18 protein-coding genes are annotated in these 14,500 nt (G+C 49.3%); 6 read left to right on the top strand and 12 right to left on the bottom strand.

The genetic code is table 11. From position 1 onward, the window contains the following. Positions 1-19: 19 nt before the first annotated feature. The 5 genes from METH5_RS0101640 to METH5_RS0101620 all read right to left on the bottom strand — a co-directional run bounded on the left by METH5_RS0101640 (position 20) and on the right by METH5_RS0101620 (position 3,585). The gene (locus tag METH5_RS0101640; RefSeq protein ID WP_088177795.1) at positions 20-1,489 is read right to left on the bottom strand and encodes a phosphatidylserine/phosphatidylglycerophosphate/cardiolipin synthase family protein; all 1,470 of its coding nucleotides are present in this window, start codon (positions 1,487-1,489) and stop codon (positions 20-22) included. Positions 1,490-1,535: 46 nt separating this feature from the next. After that, entirely contained in the window at positions 1,536-1,916 is a 381-nt protein-coding gene (locus METH5_RS0101635) for a response regulator (protein ID WP_029146859.1), read from the bottom strand. A gap of 88 nt (positions 1,917-2,004) precedes the next feature. Next, positions 2,005-2,637: a response regulator transcription factor gene (locus tag METH5_RS0101630; RefSeq protein WP_029146858.1), complete on the bottom strand. Its 633-nt coding sequence runs from the start codon at positions 2,635-2,637 to the stop codon at positions 2,005-2,007. 36 nt (positions 2,638-2,673) lie between these two features. After that, a complete protein-coding gene (locus METH5_RS0101625) occupies positions 2,674-3,156 on the bottom strand; it encodes a phage holin family protein (protein ID WP_029146857.1) in 483 nt (160 codons plus the stop codon). Between the two features lie 12 nt (positions 3,157-3,168). Then, on the bottom strand, positions 3,169-3,585 hold the full coding sequence (locus METH5_RS0101620) for a YqjD family protein (RefSeq protein WP_029146856.1): 417 nt from the start codon (positions 3,583-3,585) through the stop codon (positions 3,169-3,171). Positions 3,586-3,894: 309 nt separating this feature from the next. Between METH5_RS0101620 and METH5_RS0101615 the strand changes: the two genes are divergently transcribed. From METH5_RS0101615 to METH5_RS14690, 3 genes are all read left to right on the top strand, one after another. After that, on the top strand, positions 3,895-5,325 hold the full coding sequence (locus METH5_RS0101615) for a CHASE3 domain-containing protein (RefSeq protein ID WP_029146855.1): 1,431 nt from the start codon (positions 3,895-3,897) through the stop codon (positions 5,323-5,325). A 140-nt stretch (positions 5,326-5,465) separates the two neighbouring features. Beyond that, on the top strand, positions 5,466-5,981 hold the full coding sequence (locus METH5_RS0101610) for a BON domain-containing protein (RefSeq protein WP_029146854.1): 516 nt from the start codon (positions 5,466-5,468) through the stop codon (positions 5,979-5,981). A gap of 172 nt (positions 5,982-6,153) precedes the next feature. After that, positions 6,154-6,573 carry a BON domain-containing protein gene (locus METH5_RS14690; RefSeq protein WP_051412808.1) on the top strand — a complete coding sequence of 140 codons (420 nt, stop codon included), beginning with the start codon at positions 6,154-6,156 and terminating at the stop codon, positions 6,571-6,573. Positions 6,574-6,618: 45 nt separating this feature from the next. Here the strand turns inward: METH5_RS14690 and METH5_RS0101600 are convergent, their stop codons facing one another. Then, positions 6,619-7,218 (bottom strand): lipocalin family protein, encoded by a 600-nt coding sequence (locus METH5_RS0101600; protein ID WP_029146853.1) that lies wholly within the window; start codon positions 7,216-7,218, stop codon positions 6,619-6,621. Between the two features lie 138 nt (positions 7,219-7,356). On the opposite strand from METH5_RS0101600, the gene METH5_RS0101595 reads away from it, so the two are divergent. After that, positions 7,357-7,803, top strand: a complete 447-nt coding sequence (locus METH5_RS0101595) for a glycine zipper domain-containing protein (protein WP_029146852.1) — start codon at positions 7,357-7,359, stop codon at positions 7,801-7,803. Between the two features lie 69 nt (positions 7,804-7,872). On the opposite strand, the gene METH5_RS0101590 is transcribed toward METH5_RS0101595, so the two are convergent. From METH5_RS0101590 to METH5_RS0101580, 3 genes are all read right to left on the bottom strand, one after another. Next, positions 7,873-8,847, bottom strand: a complete 975-nt coding sequence (locus tag METH5_RS0101590) for a diguanylate cyclase (RefSeq protein ID WP_029146851.1) — start codon at positions 8,845-8,847, stop codon at positions 7,873-7,875. A gap of 114 nt (positions 8,848-8,961) precedes the next feature. After that, positions 8,962-9,285: a quaternary ammonium compound efflux SMR transporter SugE gene (gene sugE / locus METH5_RS0101585; RefSeq protein ID WP_029146850.1), complete on the bottom strand. Its 324-nt coding sequence runs from the start codon at positions 9,283-9,285 to the stop codon at positions 8,962-8,964. 47 nt (positions 9,286-9,332) lie between these two features. Further along, positions 9,333-10,049, bottom strand: a complete 717-nt coding sequence (locus tag METH5_RS0101580) for a pseudouridine synthase (RefSeq protein ID WP_029146849.1) — start codon at positions 10,047-10,049, stop codon at positions 9,333-9,335. 577 nt (positions 10,050-10,626) lie between these two features. Here METH5_RS0101580 and METH5_RS0101575 point away from each other — a divergent pair. Beyond that, positions 10,627-11,418 (top strand): RNA methyltransferase, encoded by a 792-nt coding sequence (locus METH5_RS0101575; protein WP_029146848.1) that lies wholly within the window; start codon positions 10,627-10,629, stop codon positions 11,416-11,418. A gap of 9 nt (positions 11,419-11,427) precedes the next feature. Here METH5_RS0101575 and hslO read toward each other — a convergent pair whose 3' ends face one another. From hslO to METH5_RS0101560, 3 genes are read right to left on the bottom strand one after another with little or no spacing between them, the layout of a single operon-like run. Further along, positions 11,428-12,300, bottom strand: a complete 873-nt coding sequence (gene hslO / locus METH5_RS0101570; RefSeq protein ID WP_029146847.1) for an Hsp33 family molecular chaperone HslO — start codon at positions 12,298-12,300, stop codon at positions 11,428-11,430. 35 nt (positions 12,301-12,335) lie between these two features. Beyond that, on the bottom strand, positions 12,336-13,208 hold the full coding sequence (gluQRS, locus tag METH5_RS0101565; RefSeq protein ID WP_029146846.1) for a tRNA glutamyl-Q(34) synthetase GluQRS: 873 nt from the start codon (positions 13,206-13,208) through the stop codon (positions 12,336-12,338). Positions 13,209-13,239: 31 nt separating this feature from the next. Further along, positions 13,240-13,548, bottom strand: a complete 309-nt coding sequence (locus METH5_RS0101560) for a DUF3301 domain-containing protein (protein ID WP_029146845.1) — start codon at positions 13,546-13,548, stop codon at positions 13,240-13,242. Between the two features lie 79 nt (positions 13,549-13,627). On the opposite strand from METH5_RS0101560, the gene METH5_RS0101555 reads away from it, so the two are divergent. Then, on the top strand, positions 13,628-14,302 hold the full coding sequence (locus METH5_RS0101555; protein ID WP_232410895.1) for a hypothetical protein: 675 nt from the start codon (positions 13,628-13,630) through the stop codon (positions 14,300-14,302). Positions 14,303-14,500: the final 198 nt, after the last annotated feature.

The following is a 14,500-nucleotide window of genomic DNA, read 5'->3' as shown; positions in this document are numbered from 1 at the left end:
GGCATCCTTGACCATGCCGTTACAGGATACTCTCAAAAATACGCGATGACTGCTGTTTAATCTTTTGCCATAGCGGGCGCTGCTGCCATTGTTTTAGCTCAATTTTTTGCGCATTTTTTAAATCTTGCTCAAAGCGGCTTTCGAGCAAACTGGCAGTTTCATTACCTAACATCACCACATCAATTTCGGCATTGATACCTGCACTACGATAGTCGAGATTGGAGCTGCCAATCACTGACCATACACCATCAATTGACACCATTTTGGCGTGCAACACCTGGTCCTGCATTTCGTAAATGTCTACACCATATTTAAGCAAGTGGCTGTAATGTGAGTGTTGTACGTTCATCGACAAGGTGGAGTCGCTGATGCTGGGCACCAGCAGCGACACTTTGACGCCACGCTTTGCTGCGTTAACCAGCGCCTCTTCCTGTGCGCTGGTTGGCACGAAATAAGCAGAATTTAAAATAATGTGATGCTCGGCATTTTGTATTGCGGCGATCAGTGTCAGGTAATACGGCGAGTCGGTATTTTTGCGTTTGCTGGCCGGGGTGGTGATCACACGCACAAATTGTCCACCCTGTTTAGACAGGGCTGGAAAAAAGCTAACGGTGTCCAATGGCTGCTCTGTATCCCAGTGGTCGAGAAACGCCTGCTGGATATTCGCCACCACCGGCCCTGTGATCATGACATCGGTATCTCGCCAGTCAGCCTGGTTCAGGTCAGGCATTTTTTGTTTGCTAAAAAACCGTAGCGAGCCTTTGCTTTGGTAGGTTTTGCTTAAATTGACACCGCCTACAATGGCTAGCCTGCCATCGACAACCAGGATCTTGCGATGGTCTCGCTGATTGATGCGCGTGAGCGTACTGGCTTGCACCGGGTGAAACACTGTGATTTTGGCCCCGGCTTTTTTCAAGGTATCGAACAGCGCCAGCGGCGTATCGGCTGAGCCGATCGCATCATAGATGATATGCACGCGGACACCTTGCGACAGTTTTTCTAATAGCAGTGCCTGCAGCGTGATACCGCCCAAGTCAACATCCTCAAAGGTAAAATACTCCAGATGAATATGTTGTTGTGCCTTTTGTAAGGCCTGGCGCATGCTGCCAAATGTCAGCTCGCCGTTAAACAATAAAGTCACTTTGTTATCGGCATACAGGCTACTCCCGGCAATCGCCTGTTCTACACGTAAGTGCTCAGCCAATGATGCACGTATGCGTTCGTCAGGCGACAATTTCTTTAACGCTTGATCGACTTTGCCGGGCGCTAACGATTGTTTGGCCGTGACCACGCTAATTGGTTGGGTTTGTGCAGCGATCTCGTCGAGCGCCTGTTTTGAGTCGGGGATAGAGGCGCAGCCCGGCAGCCATACACTGGCTAAACACAGGAGCAGTAATGCCCAGTGTTGGTAAAAACGATTAAACAATTGGCGGGGATCAATATGCCCCAGAAGTGAGAGGAGGCGGTGCGTGCAAATTGTTGTGGGCATGGTGTGCACCATCACAGTGTTAAGCACGATGCCTAACAAAGCGTGCTTAGGAAAGATGGCTGGCGTGTTGCTGAATCACGTCCATGCACTCGTCAAACTGCAAGGATTTATCGAAAAAATACTCTACACCCATGTTGTGCGCCAGGTTGCGGTAATAGCTATTGCCATGGTTGGTGAGCATGACAATGTCCGGCACTTTAAACGGGTAGCCCTGCTGACGGGTGTGGCGTACCACATCAAAGCCAGTGCCTTTGGCTAACTCAATATCCAGCACAATCATGTCGTATTGGCGTGCATTGAGCAAATCAATGGCTTCGTCACTGGTGGTGGCAATGTCCTTGACATCCAGTTGTTCACAATCGTGCAGCATCTCAACGATGACATCACGGATCAGTGCGGAATCTTCAACTAACAATAATCTATACATGACGGTTTAACCAGTGACTAATGTCAAATAGGGGGTTAAAACAGGCTGCTTGACGGTTGTATTCATGCCTATACTCAATCGCATCGGCTTAATTAAGCAAACCGTATTTAATGGCATAGTAGGTCAAGTCAGCATTCGATTTCATGGCCATTTTTTCTAAAATCCGGCTGCGATAAGTGCTCACCGTTTTAATGCTAATAAACAATTCGTCTGCGATGGCAGTCGGCGTTTGGCCGGTCGCCAGTTTGACGAATACCTGAAACTCACGGTCAGACAAGGTTTCATGCAACTGTTTTTCTGAGGGGTGGCTGAGTTCATTCGTCATCAATTCTGCCAGTTCGGCTGAAATATAACGCTTGCCGGCGGCCACGGTGCGTATCGCCAAAATAATTTCATCCGAGTCGGCGTTTTTGGATAAATAGCCTTTGCAACCGTTACGCATTAAATTCAATGCATATTGATCCTCAGCATAACCGCTCAACACCAGCACGGGCAAGTCGGGCGACACATGTTTTAATTCATGCAAGGTATCGACACCGTTTTTGTCTGGCATGGAAATATCCAGCACCATGGCATCATATTCATGCTTACGCACCAGTTGGATCGCTTCTGCCCCTGACGAGGCTTCACCAGTCACTTGCAGATCAGTTTCCAGTTCAATCAGGTTACGTAAACCATCACGTACAATACTGTGATCATCTACCAAAAGAATTCTTTTCATGCGGTTCTCTTAAACGTGTTAGTCAGGGTTATTAAATCAGGTTGCAGGGTTGGCGCCATCTTTATCCGGCGCAGTTGCAACATCAGTTTGCTCCGTGGGTGCCATTTCTTTTCTAAACAGTCGCCAGTCTTGGCTGATCATGCCTAGCGAGTCAGCAAACAATGGTTTTTTTTGCCAGGTGGCGCGCACCACAATAAAAGCAATCACGCCAATCAACGTCGGCACCAGCATCGCCAGGCCGAGAATCAGGGAGCGATGCGGATGTTGCCACAACAGCGAAAACAACCACATCAGTCCCAATAACCCGGTAAAAATGAACATACTAAACACCACCAGCATGCCTACCATGCTGGTAGCCAGACGTTCAGTTTCCTCTAAAAAGTCCTGTTTTAACAGTTGAGCACGATCTTCTGTGTAATCAGCCACGTGATGACGCAAGTTGAAGAAACTACCTTTCAATGCGCTCACTTTGCGATTTAAAAACAAAACAGCGACAAATTTCAAGAGGTTTACCCACATAACTTTCCTTACTTATTCACGACGTTTGGTGCCTAACAGGTATCCTATCAGCAAACCGACACCAGCGGCTACCAGCACAGTGCCCAATGGATGCTCCTGCACAGTATCAGCCGTTTTGTCTTTAATAGAGTGATAAGTGTCGCTGACTTCACGTTGCACTTGCTCTTTAACGCGGCCCGCTTTTGAGCTCAGGTCAGAGGCTATGGCTGCGGCACTTTCTTCGCTGGTTAAGCGGTCAAGGTTGCTTTTCAAGGTTTGAATCAGTTCTTTTGCCTTGTCTTGCGTATTGTCTGCCGTGTCATTCACCGCATCCAGTAATTCATTGGCGGTCGACTTCACCTGTGCAGCGATTTGTTCGATGGCCTGATCGGATTTTTTTGCCAAACGATCAGTCGTGTTCTCAACATTGTCTTTTGAAAAATTAAACATTTTGAAACTCCTTTTTAAATCGTGGTTACATATCAATGAAAACATGTGCGTCCTGATTGGACAGTTGATTAAACTAAAAGTGTTTTCAACATGTGTCCATAGTACGCAACAGGCCGGTGATTCTCCTATCGGCCAGCCACCGATAGTCAGGTCAGAATTCTCTGACAAATGTTAATTGATTGGTCAGCCCATCTTTACGTTGCTGTTAACCCGCAACACCGCTATGATGCGTTTGATATATTGTGAACAATACATGTAAAAAACGTTACGCCGGATTGCCTGATTTTTCAATCTTTTCATTTGACCGCCATGCAAAAAGTTAGAACCCACCTTATCGCCCTGCTTGACCGACTGGAAAAGATCAGTGATACCTTTGGCGGTAACACGGTGGCCTTGCTTACGGTGAGCCTGATGCTGGCGGCAGCCATGCTGGTGGTGAATGATCGTTTTATTGTCACCACGCGTGAAAAAACCGATGTGTTGGCCATGCTAGACCAGTTGCTGCTAGAAACCTGGAAAACCCAATCTAACCTGGCCATTGCCGAGAGTGCACAGCGCGGCTACCTGCTGACGCGTTCAGAAAACTACTTTCGGCCTTATGACGATGCCACCAAACAAATGGGCCAGCAGTTGCAAAATATCAACCGACTGCTCAACCACACTAATCTGGTGCGGCATCCGGTGATACAAACCACCATGAATGAGTTGGTAAACAGTATTATTAAAAAGTCGGCCGAAATGAGCGTGACGATTGATTTCGCCAAAAAACGACAGTTTGATAAAGCGTTGGCGGTGGTGAGGCTGGATTCAGGGATTAAGGAAAGCCGTAATATTGAAGTGTTGTCGCGCCGGTTTGAAAAGCTGGTGCTGGATTATCGTGATGAGGTGGCCGATACGCGCGACACCACACGTAAACTGATGCGCTGGTTTGTGATGGCTTGCCCGCTTATTTTTGTCTCGTTGGTGGTGCTGGTGATTCGGCGCTTGTTACGCGAGCTGGCCGAGAAAGCGAATTTATATGTGCGCCTGACGGACGAGAACGCCGAGTATGAGCGCAATATCCAGCGCCTGACCACCACGGTGCAGGGCCAGGCCTTGCAGGCGCAAACCAATATTGAGCATGAGCGTTATCAGTTATCCCGCGAGTTGCATGACGAACTGGGCTCTTTACTGACGGCGATTAAGATGGATATCTCCTGGGCGATTAAACATTTGAAAGATCAATTGCCGCAGGTCACTGAAAAACTCAAAAAGACCAATCAGTACCTGGATCGCAGTATTAATTTTAAACGTGAGATTGTGCAAAATCTGCATCCGGCCATGATCAAGAGTTTTGGCCTGATTGCGTCATTGCAAAACCTGATTGACGAAGCCAAGGTGCGCAACCAGTGGCAGATGGACATCATTATGCCCGAGCAGGAAATGGCGATTAACGAAACGGTGAGCCTGATTGTTTACCGCTTGGTGCAAGAAAGCCTGAACAATTGCAGCAAATACGCCCAGGCGACGGCGGTGTCTGTGCATTTGATGCATGACGAGCAGCATATCAAACTAGAAATTGTCGATAACGGTATTGGCTTTGACCCAGAAAAACTGACCAATAGCACCCATGGCATCAGCGGTATGTGTAACCGTGTGGAGTCTATCGGCGGCCATTATGAACTCTCCAGCGCACCACAACAAGGCGCCAGCACGCGCGTGCTATTGCCTTATCTCAAAACGGATTCTGCCACCCTCTAAAGGCGGTTCTAGCCGCCATGTAGTCTTATTCTGACATGACTTTCAGTCGTTGGACGACTGACCCGACGCACGTGCCTCATTAATATGGCTACACAAGACAGCAGAACTGTTTTGTGTAACGCGTGAAAAAGGAGACGCTCATGTTAATGTCAAAATACACACAAGCAACAATCTTTGGCGGCCTGTTGGCGACCACGATTACATTAAATGCTTTTGCATTCGATCTGCAGGAAGTCCAGAACGGTGAAAAACCTTATCTGGAAGAGTTTAATTCCCTGGACAAAAATGCCAATAATTCACTGACCTGGTCTGAGCTACAAACAGACAAAGGCGTTAAACAGCAAGATTTTAAAGCGTTTGACCACGACAAAGACGGTAGTTTGAGCTATGACGAATATGCAGAGCTTAAAACACAAACTGGCCAAAAAGCGATTAAAGGCGCAATGTCGGATAGCTGGATTACCACTAAAGTCAAAGCCCGCTTGCTAGAAGAAGAGTCGTTGAAGTCACTTAAAATCAGTGTCGAAACACATAAAGGCGAAGTGCTGATTAGTGGTTTTGTGAGCGAAGCTGCGCTTAAAACCAAGGCTGAGCAGTTGGTGGCGAGTGTAGAAGGCGTCAAATCTGTGAAAAACGCCATTGTGGTTAAAGGCTAATAAACACCCCCTCGCAAGCTACAAATTCTCTCCCAAGTGCGTAGCTTGCTTTTTTCTTGCGGCGGGTTGTTCTTCATGTGTTGGCTGATTCATCCTCTGTACAACTTGAACAACTCGCCTCCTTACTTTAACAGGCCTATTTAATAGGCTTATGCAACAGAAAGGAAACATCATGAATAAGATGAATCATTATCTGGCGACAACGACTTTGGTCGCATTATTGGCTGGTGGCAGCGCGCATGTATTGGCGGCTGATGTGTTGGCAAAAGGGGATGCCATGTATCGCTTTTTACCCAGCGACACAGTGGTTGATAATGTGAAAAATAATTTGCAAACGCACGGTGTCGATGCTTCAAGCATTCAGATTGATGCTGATGCGCAAGGCGTGGTGCAGTTGAGTGGTGAAGTGGCGTCTAAGCAGGACGTTGAAACTGTGACGCAACTGGCCAAGCAAGCGGATGGCGTTTACGCTGTATTAGGCGCACTGCGTTATAGCGCTGGTGAGGCAGTGCCCGCACCCGTGCCTGCAGGGTTGGATCCAGTGATGGACAGTACGCCGACAGACACTGAACAACCGGCGAATACACAATGAACAGAGCGGGAGGGGCAACTCTCCCGCGGCTTAACACAGCAAGAGTTAGTGATGCTGGGGCATCACATGTCGACCGGATTCGTACTCAACCTGGTTGGACTGGCGGATGAATAATAGTTGGTCAGTAGCAAACCCTAACTCTTTGGCTTTGGCCATTAAGTGTTGTTTAATCGGGTAAGTCAGCTGCGGTGTGCGTGACAATATCCATAGGTAATCGCGACCGCTACTCACCAGTGCATAGTTGTAATATGGCTGGTCAATGTCGAGCAGGGTGTAGTCGCCATAAAATGGCCCGAAAAAAGACACTTTGAGGCGGCCAGTACGGCTGCCGTCAGCGTTAGGCGGGTCTACAAACTTGGCCTTGCCTATGGCTTCACTCCAGTCATTTTTGTCAGGGCTAAAGCCACGGTTGACCACTTTGAGCGTGCCGTCTGCCTCTAGGCTGTAGTTGGCCGTGACTTGTTCAAGCCCTTTTTCAAAGCGGTTGTCCAGCCTGGCGATTTCATACCAGGTGCCCACATATTGGCTAGGGTCAAAACGGCGCACGACGGCCTGCTCAGCTTGCGCTGGCAAAGGTTCTGAGCAGGCACTCAGCATGAGTGCAAGCAATGGGTAAAGCAAGGCAGATAAACGGATCACGGGCATGGGCTAAATATAAAATAATTGGCGGATGAAATAAATCATGTCTGACAAGACAGTTTAAAATAACATAAATTCAATCAAGGTAACATTCAAGCAAGCCGCACATTTACATAAGCGGTTTATTCAAACTAAGGGAAAGTAATGAAGTTTTTAACACTATGCAAGGTATGGGGCGTGTTGGCATTGCTGTCAACACAAGTGATGGCAGATAACCTGGAAACAGGGTTGGGTGGCGGTGTTGGCGCCGCCGCTGGCACGGCTGTGGGTAGCGTACTCGGTGGCAGCACCGGTGAAGTGATTGGCGGCGCTGTCGGCGGTGGCTTAGGTGGCGCGGCGACTACAGGTCGTTCTGGCCGCACTGGTGCGATTTTGGGTGGTGCAGCCGGCGGTGCTACAGGTGCCATGGTTGGCCGTAAAGTGAGCGGCACCACGACGGGTGCGGTCGTGGGTGCCGGTGTTGGCGGTGCCGGCGGTGCGGTCGTGGGTAAGGTGATTGATGAGCCGGATCCATATCAACGCAGCTATCGTGGTAAAAAAGGCAAAAGACACGGCCACCATCATGGCCGTGGTCATCGTGATCACGATTAACATCGGTTTGCGTTGAGCAAAAAGACAGTTTTAGTCGTCAGTTTTCCCCAAGCCCGCTTATATTGCGGGCTATTTGCTGTTTAGGGCTGCGGTGGATTTTTTTAGTTGATACATCAGCGAATCGCCTTCAAGCAGCAGTTGTTCTACCGATTTAGGCTGTTTTGGGTCAAACTCGACTATGCCTTGTGCAAACGCAATCTGATAAGGCTGGCGTTGTTGCTGCCTGATCATATCCAGATGATTGTGCAGTCGTTGCGTAAAAATGTGTGCTTCGTTCTGGCGCGTACAGGCCAGCAAAATGACAAACTCATCCCCACCCAGCCGGGCAAAAATATCCGAACTGCGGCCGACGTGTTTGAGCGCTTTGCCAAACGTTTGCAAGGCGCGGTCTCCCTCATCGTGGCCATAAGTGTCGTTGATGATTTTAAAGTTATTCAGGTCTAAAAATACCAGCGATGCATACACCTGGTGGCGACTAAAATAATGCAGGTATTTCTCAGTGAGCATGATAAAACCGCGCCGATTGCTTAAATCGGTGAGTTCATCCATGGTGGCGAGTTCAATCGCTGCCAGTTCACTCTCTACCATGGTCGCCAGGTCATCGAGATCTTCCACATCTCTGGCCGGAAAGTCGCGTGGTTGCGAGTCAATCAGGCATAGCGTGCCGACTTTAAAACCATGTGTGGTGCGGATAGGCCGACCCGCATAAAAACGGATGTGTGGGGCCTCTGTGACGAGCGGATTATCGAGAAACCTGGGGTCTTTGGACGCATCATTAATGACAAAAGTATCATTGCCTAAAATCGCATGGCCACAAAATGAAATATCCCTGGAGGTTTCTAATGCCGGCAGGCCGATGCAGGATTTGAACCATTGCCGATTAGTGTCTACCAGGCTCACCAAGGCAATTGGCACGTTAAACATACGCGTCGCAATTCTGGTTAAACGGTCAAAGCGTTCCTCTGCTTTGGTGTCGAGAATGGCGAGTGCGCGTAACACATGCAAGCGCTCTATTTCATTTGCAGGAATGGCCGGTGTTTGCAAAATGCGCGATCCTTTGAGTGGGATGTGATAACGATCATACCGCGTTTTTTGTTGTTCATACAAAAAAATACAACTGTTTTTGCCAGTGAGTTTTAGGTAAGCGTGAGGCTTGGCCTATGCATGTGTCGATGCGAGTTTTAAGCCGATAATGCCCGCCATAATCAAGCCCAGGCTCACAATGCGCAAGGCCGATACTGGCTCGTTAAAGAGCCATATGCCACCAATCACAGTGCCCACTGCGCCTATGCCTACCCAAACCGCATACGCGGTGCCTACGGGTAAGGATTTGACGCACAGGCCCAGTAACCAGACGCTGATAATCATCGCCAAAATGGTCCAGAACGAGGGCCAAAAGCGCGTGAATCCTTCGGTATATTTGAGGCCAATCGCCCAGGCCGTTTCAAACAAGCCTGCAATTACCAGTATGAGCCAAGTCATGGAAGTCCTTAAAGTTGTATATGATTAAGCCAGAATGCGAAAGCGCACTAAGACTGCACAGCGATTAAATCCTCGGCAGACATCCAGCGCCACTCGCCCGCCGCCAGGGTATCGGACAGTGTCAATTGCCCGATTTTGATACGCTTAAGTGCCTCAACCCGGTTGCCAATCGCCGCAATCATGCGCTTGACCTGATGGTATTTCCCTTCAGCCAGGGTCATGTGGATCACCGTTGCAGAAATACGCGTGACCGCCAGTGCTGCAATGGTTTGCTCTTCGTCAATCAGCTTCACGCCAGACAACAAGTGCTCAAGATCGGCCTCGCTCAAGGCGTGTTTGCACGTCACTTCATACACTTTAGGCACATGGTGTTTGGGTGAGCTGACTTTATGGATAAATTGACCATCATCCGACAACAGAATCAAGCCAGTCGTATCTTCGTCTAAACGGCCTATACATTGCACGCCGCGTTCAACCAAAGGTTCAGGCAGCAGCGTGTAAATGGTCGGGTGAAACTGGGTTTTGTGCGTGCATTCATAATGCGCAGGTTTGTGCATGAGCAAGTAACTGTGCTCACGATATTGCCAAGCCTCGCCATTGACGGTGAAATGCAGCGTGTCGTCCAGCGCAAACTTGGCATCAGGGTCGTCACATGTTGCGCCGTTAACGGTGACCTCTCCGTGAACAATTAAAATACGGCACATTTTGCGTGTGCCAAAGCCCTGGCGTTGCAGGATACGTTCTAAATCTAGTGTTTTTGCCATGATGGGATTATACGTGAATTGGATCGGTGCTTTAGCGTCACTGGTTTTTTGATGTGCGAGAAAGTCATTCTTTCATTTTTTGACTTTGATATTTGTAAGCTGTTTTCGTTATTCTTACCTAGGGTGGGCATTGATGCCCACGCGGATGGTTTTGCGTGTTTTGTGGTCGTTTGAGAGATTGCTTTTCGCTTTTTCAGCGAGTTACTTTTCTTTGCTTGCCCAAAGAACAAGTAACCAAAAGAAAGTGCACCCCAGCTTCCGCTTGATTCCTGCGTTGCTCGACCAAGGACTTTCGTCCGTTAACGGACGCCCACTTTGTTGAGCAACGCAAGGGAGCCGCAGGCCGTGATGGCTGGGTGCCCTCTTTTTGGTTACTTTTTTGGGGCAAGCAAAAAAAGTAACTCGCCAACAAGGCGAAAGGAAATGTGATAAATAAATACAACTACTAGCAACATTCACTTTGCCAGGATTTATGTCTATAGCAGAGTGATTCCAAGACGCTCCTTAAAAATCAAAAGAATAATCTTTCTTCCCAATCCCAAATCAGTCACTCAATCAATTCACGTATAATCCGACCATGGCCTTTAAACACATAACTTCCCGCGATAATCCCGTCTTTAAACAACTACGCAAACTGGTTGATCAGTCGCGTGAGCGCAGAAAAACAGCGTCGACCTTGCTCGAAGGCGTGCATTTAATCGAGGCTTATTATCAGACTTATGCTGAGCCACGGTTGCTGATTATCCCTGAAGGGCATAGCACGGTTGAGGCAACTGGGTTGATTCAACAATTGTCTGATGTGGATACCATGCTGCTGCCGACCTTAATGTTTGCTGAGCTGGCGCCGGTAGCTTCTAGTAGTGGTGTGATGGCATTGGTGGATATTCCTGAGCCAGCCTTACCAGAACACGCCGACTTTGCCTTATTGATTGAGGATATTCAGGACCCCGGCAACTTAGGCAGTATGCTGCGAACAGCCGCAGCGGCGGGGGTGCAAGTGGCCTACCTGACGCAGGGGTGTACCGATGCCTGGTCACCCAAGGCCTTACGTGGCGGGCAGGGGGCGCAATTTGTGCTGCCAGTGGTTGAAGGGGTCGATGCCATCGAGGTGGTTGGCAGTTTTGCGGGTCATACGCTGGCGCTAACCATGCACGGCGATAGTTTGTATCAGCAGGCGTTAGCTGAGCCGGTGCTGTTTGCGGTGGGGAACGAGGGGGCGGGTATTTCTGCTGCGCTGCAAGCGGCTGTGGGCACTTGCATTACGATTCCGATGGCACATCAGAGAACGTTGGCATTGGAGTCACTCAATGCGGCGGCAGCCACAGCGGTGGCGCTGTTTGAGTGTCAGCGCCAACGCTTGTCGCGTTGAGTTACCGTATTAGTGAGTGACCTCGTGGTCATCATCTTCGTCAAATAAGGCGAGGGCTTCCTGCTCGTCTACCACGTAGTGTTTGTTGCAAAAGTCACATTGAATTTGCACACTACCTTGCTCTTCAACAATGCTGCGTACTTCGGCCATGCCCAGCATTTGCAGCATATTGGTGATGCTGGTTTGTGAGCAGCTGCAAAATGCCTGTACCGGGCGACCATTAAACAATCGCACGTCTTCTTCTACAAACAGGCGTTGTAACAGGGTGACTGTGTCCAGGGTTAACAATTCTTGCTGGGTAACCGTGCCCGCCAGATACTGCACGCGGTTCCAGCAATCCAGGTCGCTTTCTTGTTGTTGCGGCAGCTTTTGTAGCAGCAAGCCTGAGGCGCGCTCACCATCTGACGATAGCCATAAACGCGTATCAATTTGCTGCGAGCGTAGCATATAGTTTTCTAGCATGCTGGCAATGCTGTCACCTTCTAGCGGCACAATGCCCTGATAGGGTTCGCCTTCTTCTGGCATTAAGGTAATCACCAACTGTCCTTGTTTGAGCCACTCAGTGAGGCTGTCACCAGACAGCTCGCCATTGACTTTGGCGGTGGCGCGAATGTTAAGCGCTGAGGTGCATTCCACCACCAGTAATTGCAGTGCGCCCTGGCTTTGCAATTGCAAAATCAGCTTGCCCTGCATTTTGAGGGTGGCGGTGAGCAGCACACTGGCCGCAGTGAACTCGCCGATGGCTTTTTTCAGGGCAGGCGGCAATGTCTGGTGCTCAAGTGCAGTCGACAGGCTTTGGTGTAGTTGGACACAGTTGCCACGGACGGCAGACTGCTCAAAAATAAACGGGTGTAATTGGTCTTGGTTGTGTACTTGGTTCATGCCACCATTTTACCATTTGGATGACGCCCTAATTGTTAATCACTGGTAATTTTCGGTAGTTGCCAGTGGGCGAATGCCCATTGCCACAAGTGTGCCAGTGGCAATGACAGGGCATTATCTGGTAATGGTTGTTGCAAAAAAACGAGGGCTGCGATGAGTGTGGCGACGATATTATCGTCTGGCAATGCCGTCGCCAGCGTTTGCTTACTTAGTTTTTGACCGTCTGCATTCAACACGAGCGGAATGTGGGCATAGGCGGGCGTTGGGTAGCCCAGTAATTGTTGCAGGTAGATTTGCCGCGTGGTCGAGTTAAGCAAATCTGCACCACGCACCACATGCGTCACGCCCTGTAAGGCGTCATCTACCACCACCGCCAATTGATAGCTGAACAGCCCATCGGCACGTTTAATCACAAAGTCACCAATGTCTGTAGCCATATTATTTTGTTGATGGCCTTGAATAGGGTCTGCAAAGCCAATGGGGGAGCGGTCTGTTTTAATGCGCCAGGCGGCAGGCGTGTCTGGCTTGGTTGGGTGTTGCAGGCAAGTGCCCGGGTAAATGACACCTTCTATGCCATGCAGCGTGCTGGAGTCGGCGATCTCTTTGCGCGAGCAGGTGCATGCGTAAGCCAGGCCAAGTTGGCGTAATTGGGCTAGCGCCGCTTCGTAGTATTGATCACGCTGGCTTTGGTAAACAATCTCGCCGTCCCAGGTGAAGCCATAGCGTTGTAAGGTCTGGATGATGTTTGCACTGACGCCTGCCACGCGCCTGGTTTGGTCTACATCTTCAATGCGTAACCACCACAGACCACCTTGACTTTTGGCGTCGCAATAACTGGCGACGGCGGCCACCAGTGAGCCAAAATGCAGTGGCCCGGTGGGGGAGGGAGCAAAGCGGCCAACGACCATTATTGGTGCGATCAAACGCGCTAATTAAACACTATTGCGCCGCGTAGGGCGGAATATGCCAGGCCACCAGTTGTGCGCCGCGCAGTTGTAAATGGCAGGCCATGCGTTCTATACCCTGGCTGGAAACGTCAAAAGTATAGGTGCGCTGCACTTGCATGCGGCCATTGCCATCTCTGGCAAAGCCCACGCGCGAGCAGGCCACGGTTTCATCTAAAAATTGCAGGTGGCAACGCTCTGCCAGTTGGCGCCCAATTTTTAGCGCCGTTTCGCGTTTGGCCACAGAGTCCATCCAAAACCATGCGCCAGCAATTAAAATGGCCAATAAAGCCCATTCAGCCATTGTTGTTCTCCAGTAAAGCGATCATATGTTTCAGTGTATGATGTTTCAAGTTCATATTCCTATATCAGTGCAGCCTGTCATGAGTTCAAGTCGCGAAGCAGACGCTATTCAAGCTTATTATAATTTATTGCATGGCAAGGGCGCGGATGACGCCATTATGGCGCAGCGCGATGCCTTGTTGGCAGAGTTAAGCCCTTTGCTTGCGCATCAGGAGTGTACCAGCACCGCCTACCGCGTGGCCGTGGATGATTGCCTGGCCGATAAACCAGCACAGCGCTGGCCAGAGTTGCTCACTATTATCCGCGAGTTTTATCCGTTTTGGCGCGGCGATGTCAAAGCCGTCATGCAATATGCGGATACGGTTGGTTTTGAGTTGCATCCTATCGGTTGGCAACCGGCTGTGATTGATCTGCAGTCAGTGTGGCCTGCCTTGCAGTCTGAAAAATTTGAGACCTCAGAGCTATGGGCGCTCAATGGCTATGTTAAAGCGCTTAAATCCATGGAGCACAAGCAAGAGATGGATATTGAGCTGCGTACACGCATGGCAAAACTGATGCTACTGCGTTTGCGTGAAGCACCGATGACAGAAAAAAATGCTTTTCGTATCACTGCTGATGCTACGTTGCCGCTATTTAACCTCAAAAATACCCGCCACCTGTTTTTAAACGCCGTGCGCGAGTTCTACTATTTTTGGGCCGCACATCCCGATGCTGCTGAAATGCTCAAACAATTGCAACCGCCAGAAATTATGTAATTTTGCACTAAAATTGTGCAATGCACTTTAGGTGGTTCAATTTTGGTGCATTTTTGTCTGCGCCCTCAAGTAAGCGCCTTTAAAATCAATCACATATAAATGGTCTGATATTTGCTTTAGCCATGCGCATTAAATTGATGCGCATTTTAATAGTGCGTATTCAATATAAGGCGTGCCTGTCAGGCAAAACGCCAACTT

The organism is Methylophilus sp. 5, assembly GCF_000515275.1.
Lineage (GTDB): Bacteria > Pseudomonadota > Gammaproteobacteria > Burkholderiales > Methylophilaceae > Methylophilus.
This window is presented reverse-complemented; position numbering and strand designations above follow the sequence as displayed.

Bases quoted from the DNA above. Each gene is read 5' to 3' on its own strand.
- METH5_RS0101640 (WP_088177795.1), bottom strand. From the start codon at position 1,489: ATGCCCACAACAATTTGCACGCACCGCCTCCTCTCACTTCTGGGGCAT.
- METH5_RS0101635 (WP_029146859.1), bottom strand. From the start codon at position 1,916: ATGTATAGATTATTGTTAGTTGAAGATTCCGCACTGATCCGTGATGTC.
- METH5_RS0101630 (WP_029146858.1), bottom strand. From the start codon at position 2,637: ATGAAAAGAATTCTTTTGGTAGATGATCACAGTATTGTACGTGATGGT.
- METH5_RS0101625 (WP_029146857.1), bottom strand. From the start codon at position 3,156: ATGTGGGTAAACCTCTTGAAATTTGTCGCTGTTTTGTTTTTAAATCGC.
- METH5_RS0101620 (WP_029146856.1), bottom strand. From the start codon at position 3,585: ATGTTTAATTTTTCAAAAGACAATGTTGAGAACACGACTGATCGTTTG.
- METH5_RS0101615 (WP_029146855.1), top strand. From the start codon at position 3,895: ATGCAAAAAGTTAGAACCCACCTTATCGCCCTGCTTGACCGACTGGAA.
- METH5_RS0101610 (WP_029146854.1), top strand. From the start codon at position 5,466: ATGTTAATGTCAAAATACACACAAGCAACAATCTTTGGCGGCCTGTTG.
- METH5_RS14690 (WP_051412808.1), top strand. From the start codon at position 6,154: ATGAATAAGATGAATCATTATCTGGCGACAACGACTTTGGTCGCATTA.
- METH5_RS0101600 (WP_029146853.1), bottom strand. From the start codon at position 7,218: ATGCCCGTGATCCGTTTATCTGCCTTGCTTTACCCATTGCTTGCACTC.
- METH5_RS0101595 (WP_029146852.1), top strand. From the start codon at position 7,357: ATGAAGTTTTTAACACTATGCAAGGTATGGGGCGTGTTGGCATTGCTG.
- sugE (WP_029146850.1), bottom strand. From the start codon at position 9,285: ATGACTTGGCTCATACTGGTAATTGCAGGCTTGTTTGAAACGGCCTGG.
- METH5_RS0101580 (WP_029146849.1), bottom strand. From the start codon at position 10,049: ATGGCAAAAACACTAGATTTAGAACGTATCCTGCAACGCCAGGGCTTT.
- METH5_RS0101575 (WP_029146848.1), top strand. From the start codon at position 10,627: ATGGCCTTTAAACACATAACTTCCCGCGATAATCCCGTCTTTAAACAA.
- hslO (WP_029146847.1), bottom strand. From the start codon at position 12,300: ATGAACCAAGTACACAACCAAGACCAATTACACCCGTTTATTTTTGAG.
- gluQRS (WP_029146846.1), bottom strand. From the start codon at position 13,208: ATGGTCGTTGGCCGCTTTGCTCCCTCCCCCACCGGGCCACTGCATTTT.
- METH5_RS0101560 (WP_029146845.1), bottom strand. From the start codon at position 13,548: ATGGCTGAATGGGCTTTATTGGCCATTTTAATTGCTGGCGCATGGTTT.
- METH5_RS0101555 (WP_232410895.1), top strand. From the start codon at position 13,628: ATGAGTTCAAGTCGCGAAGCAGACGCTATTCAAGCTTATTATAATTTA.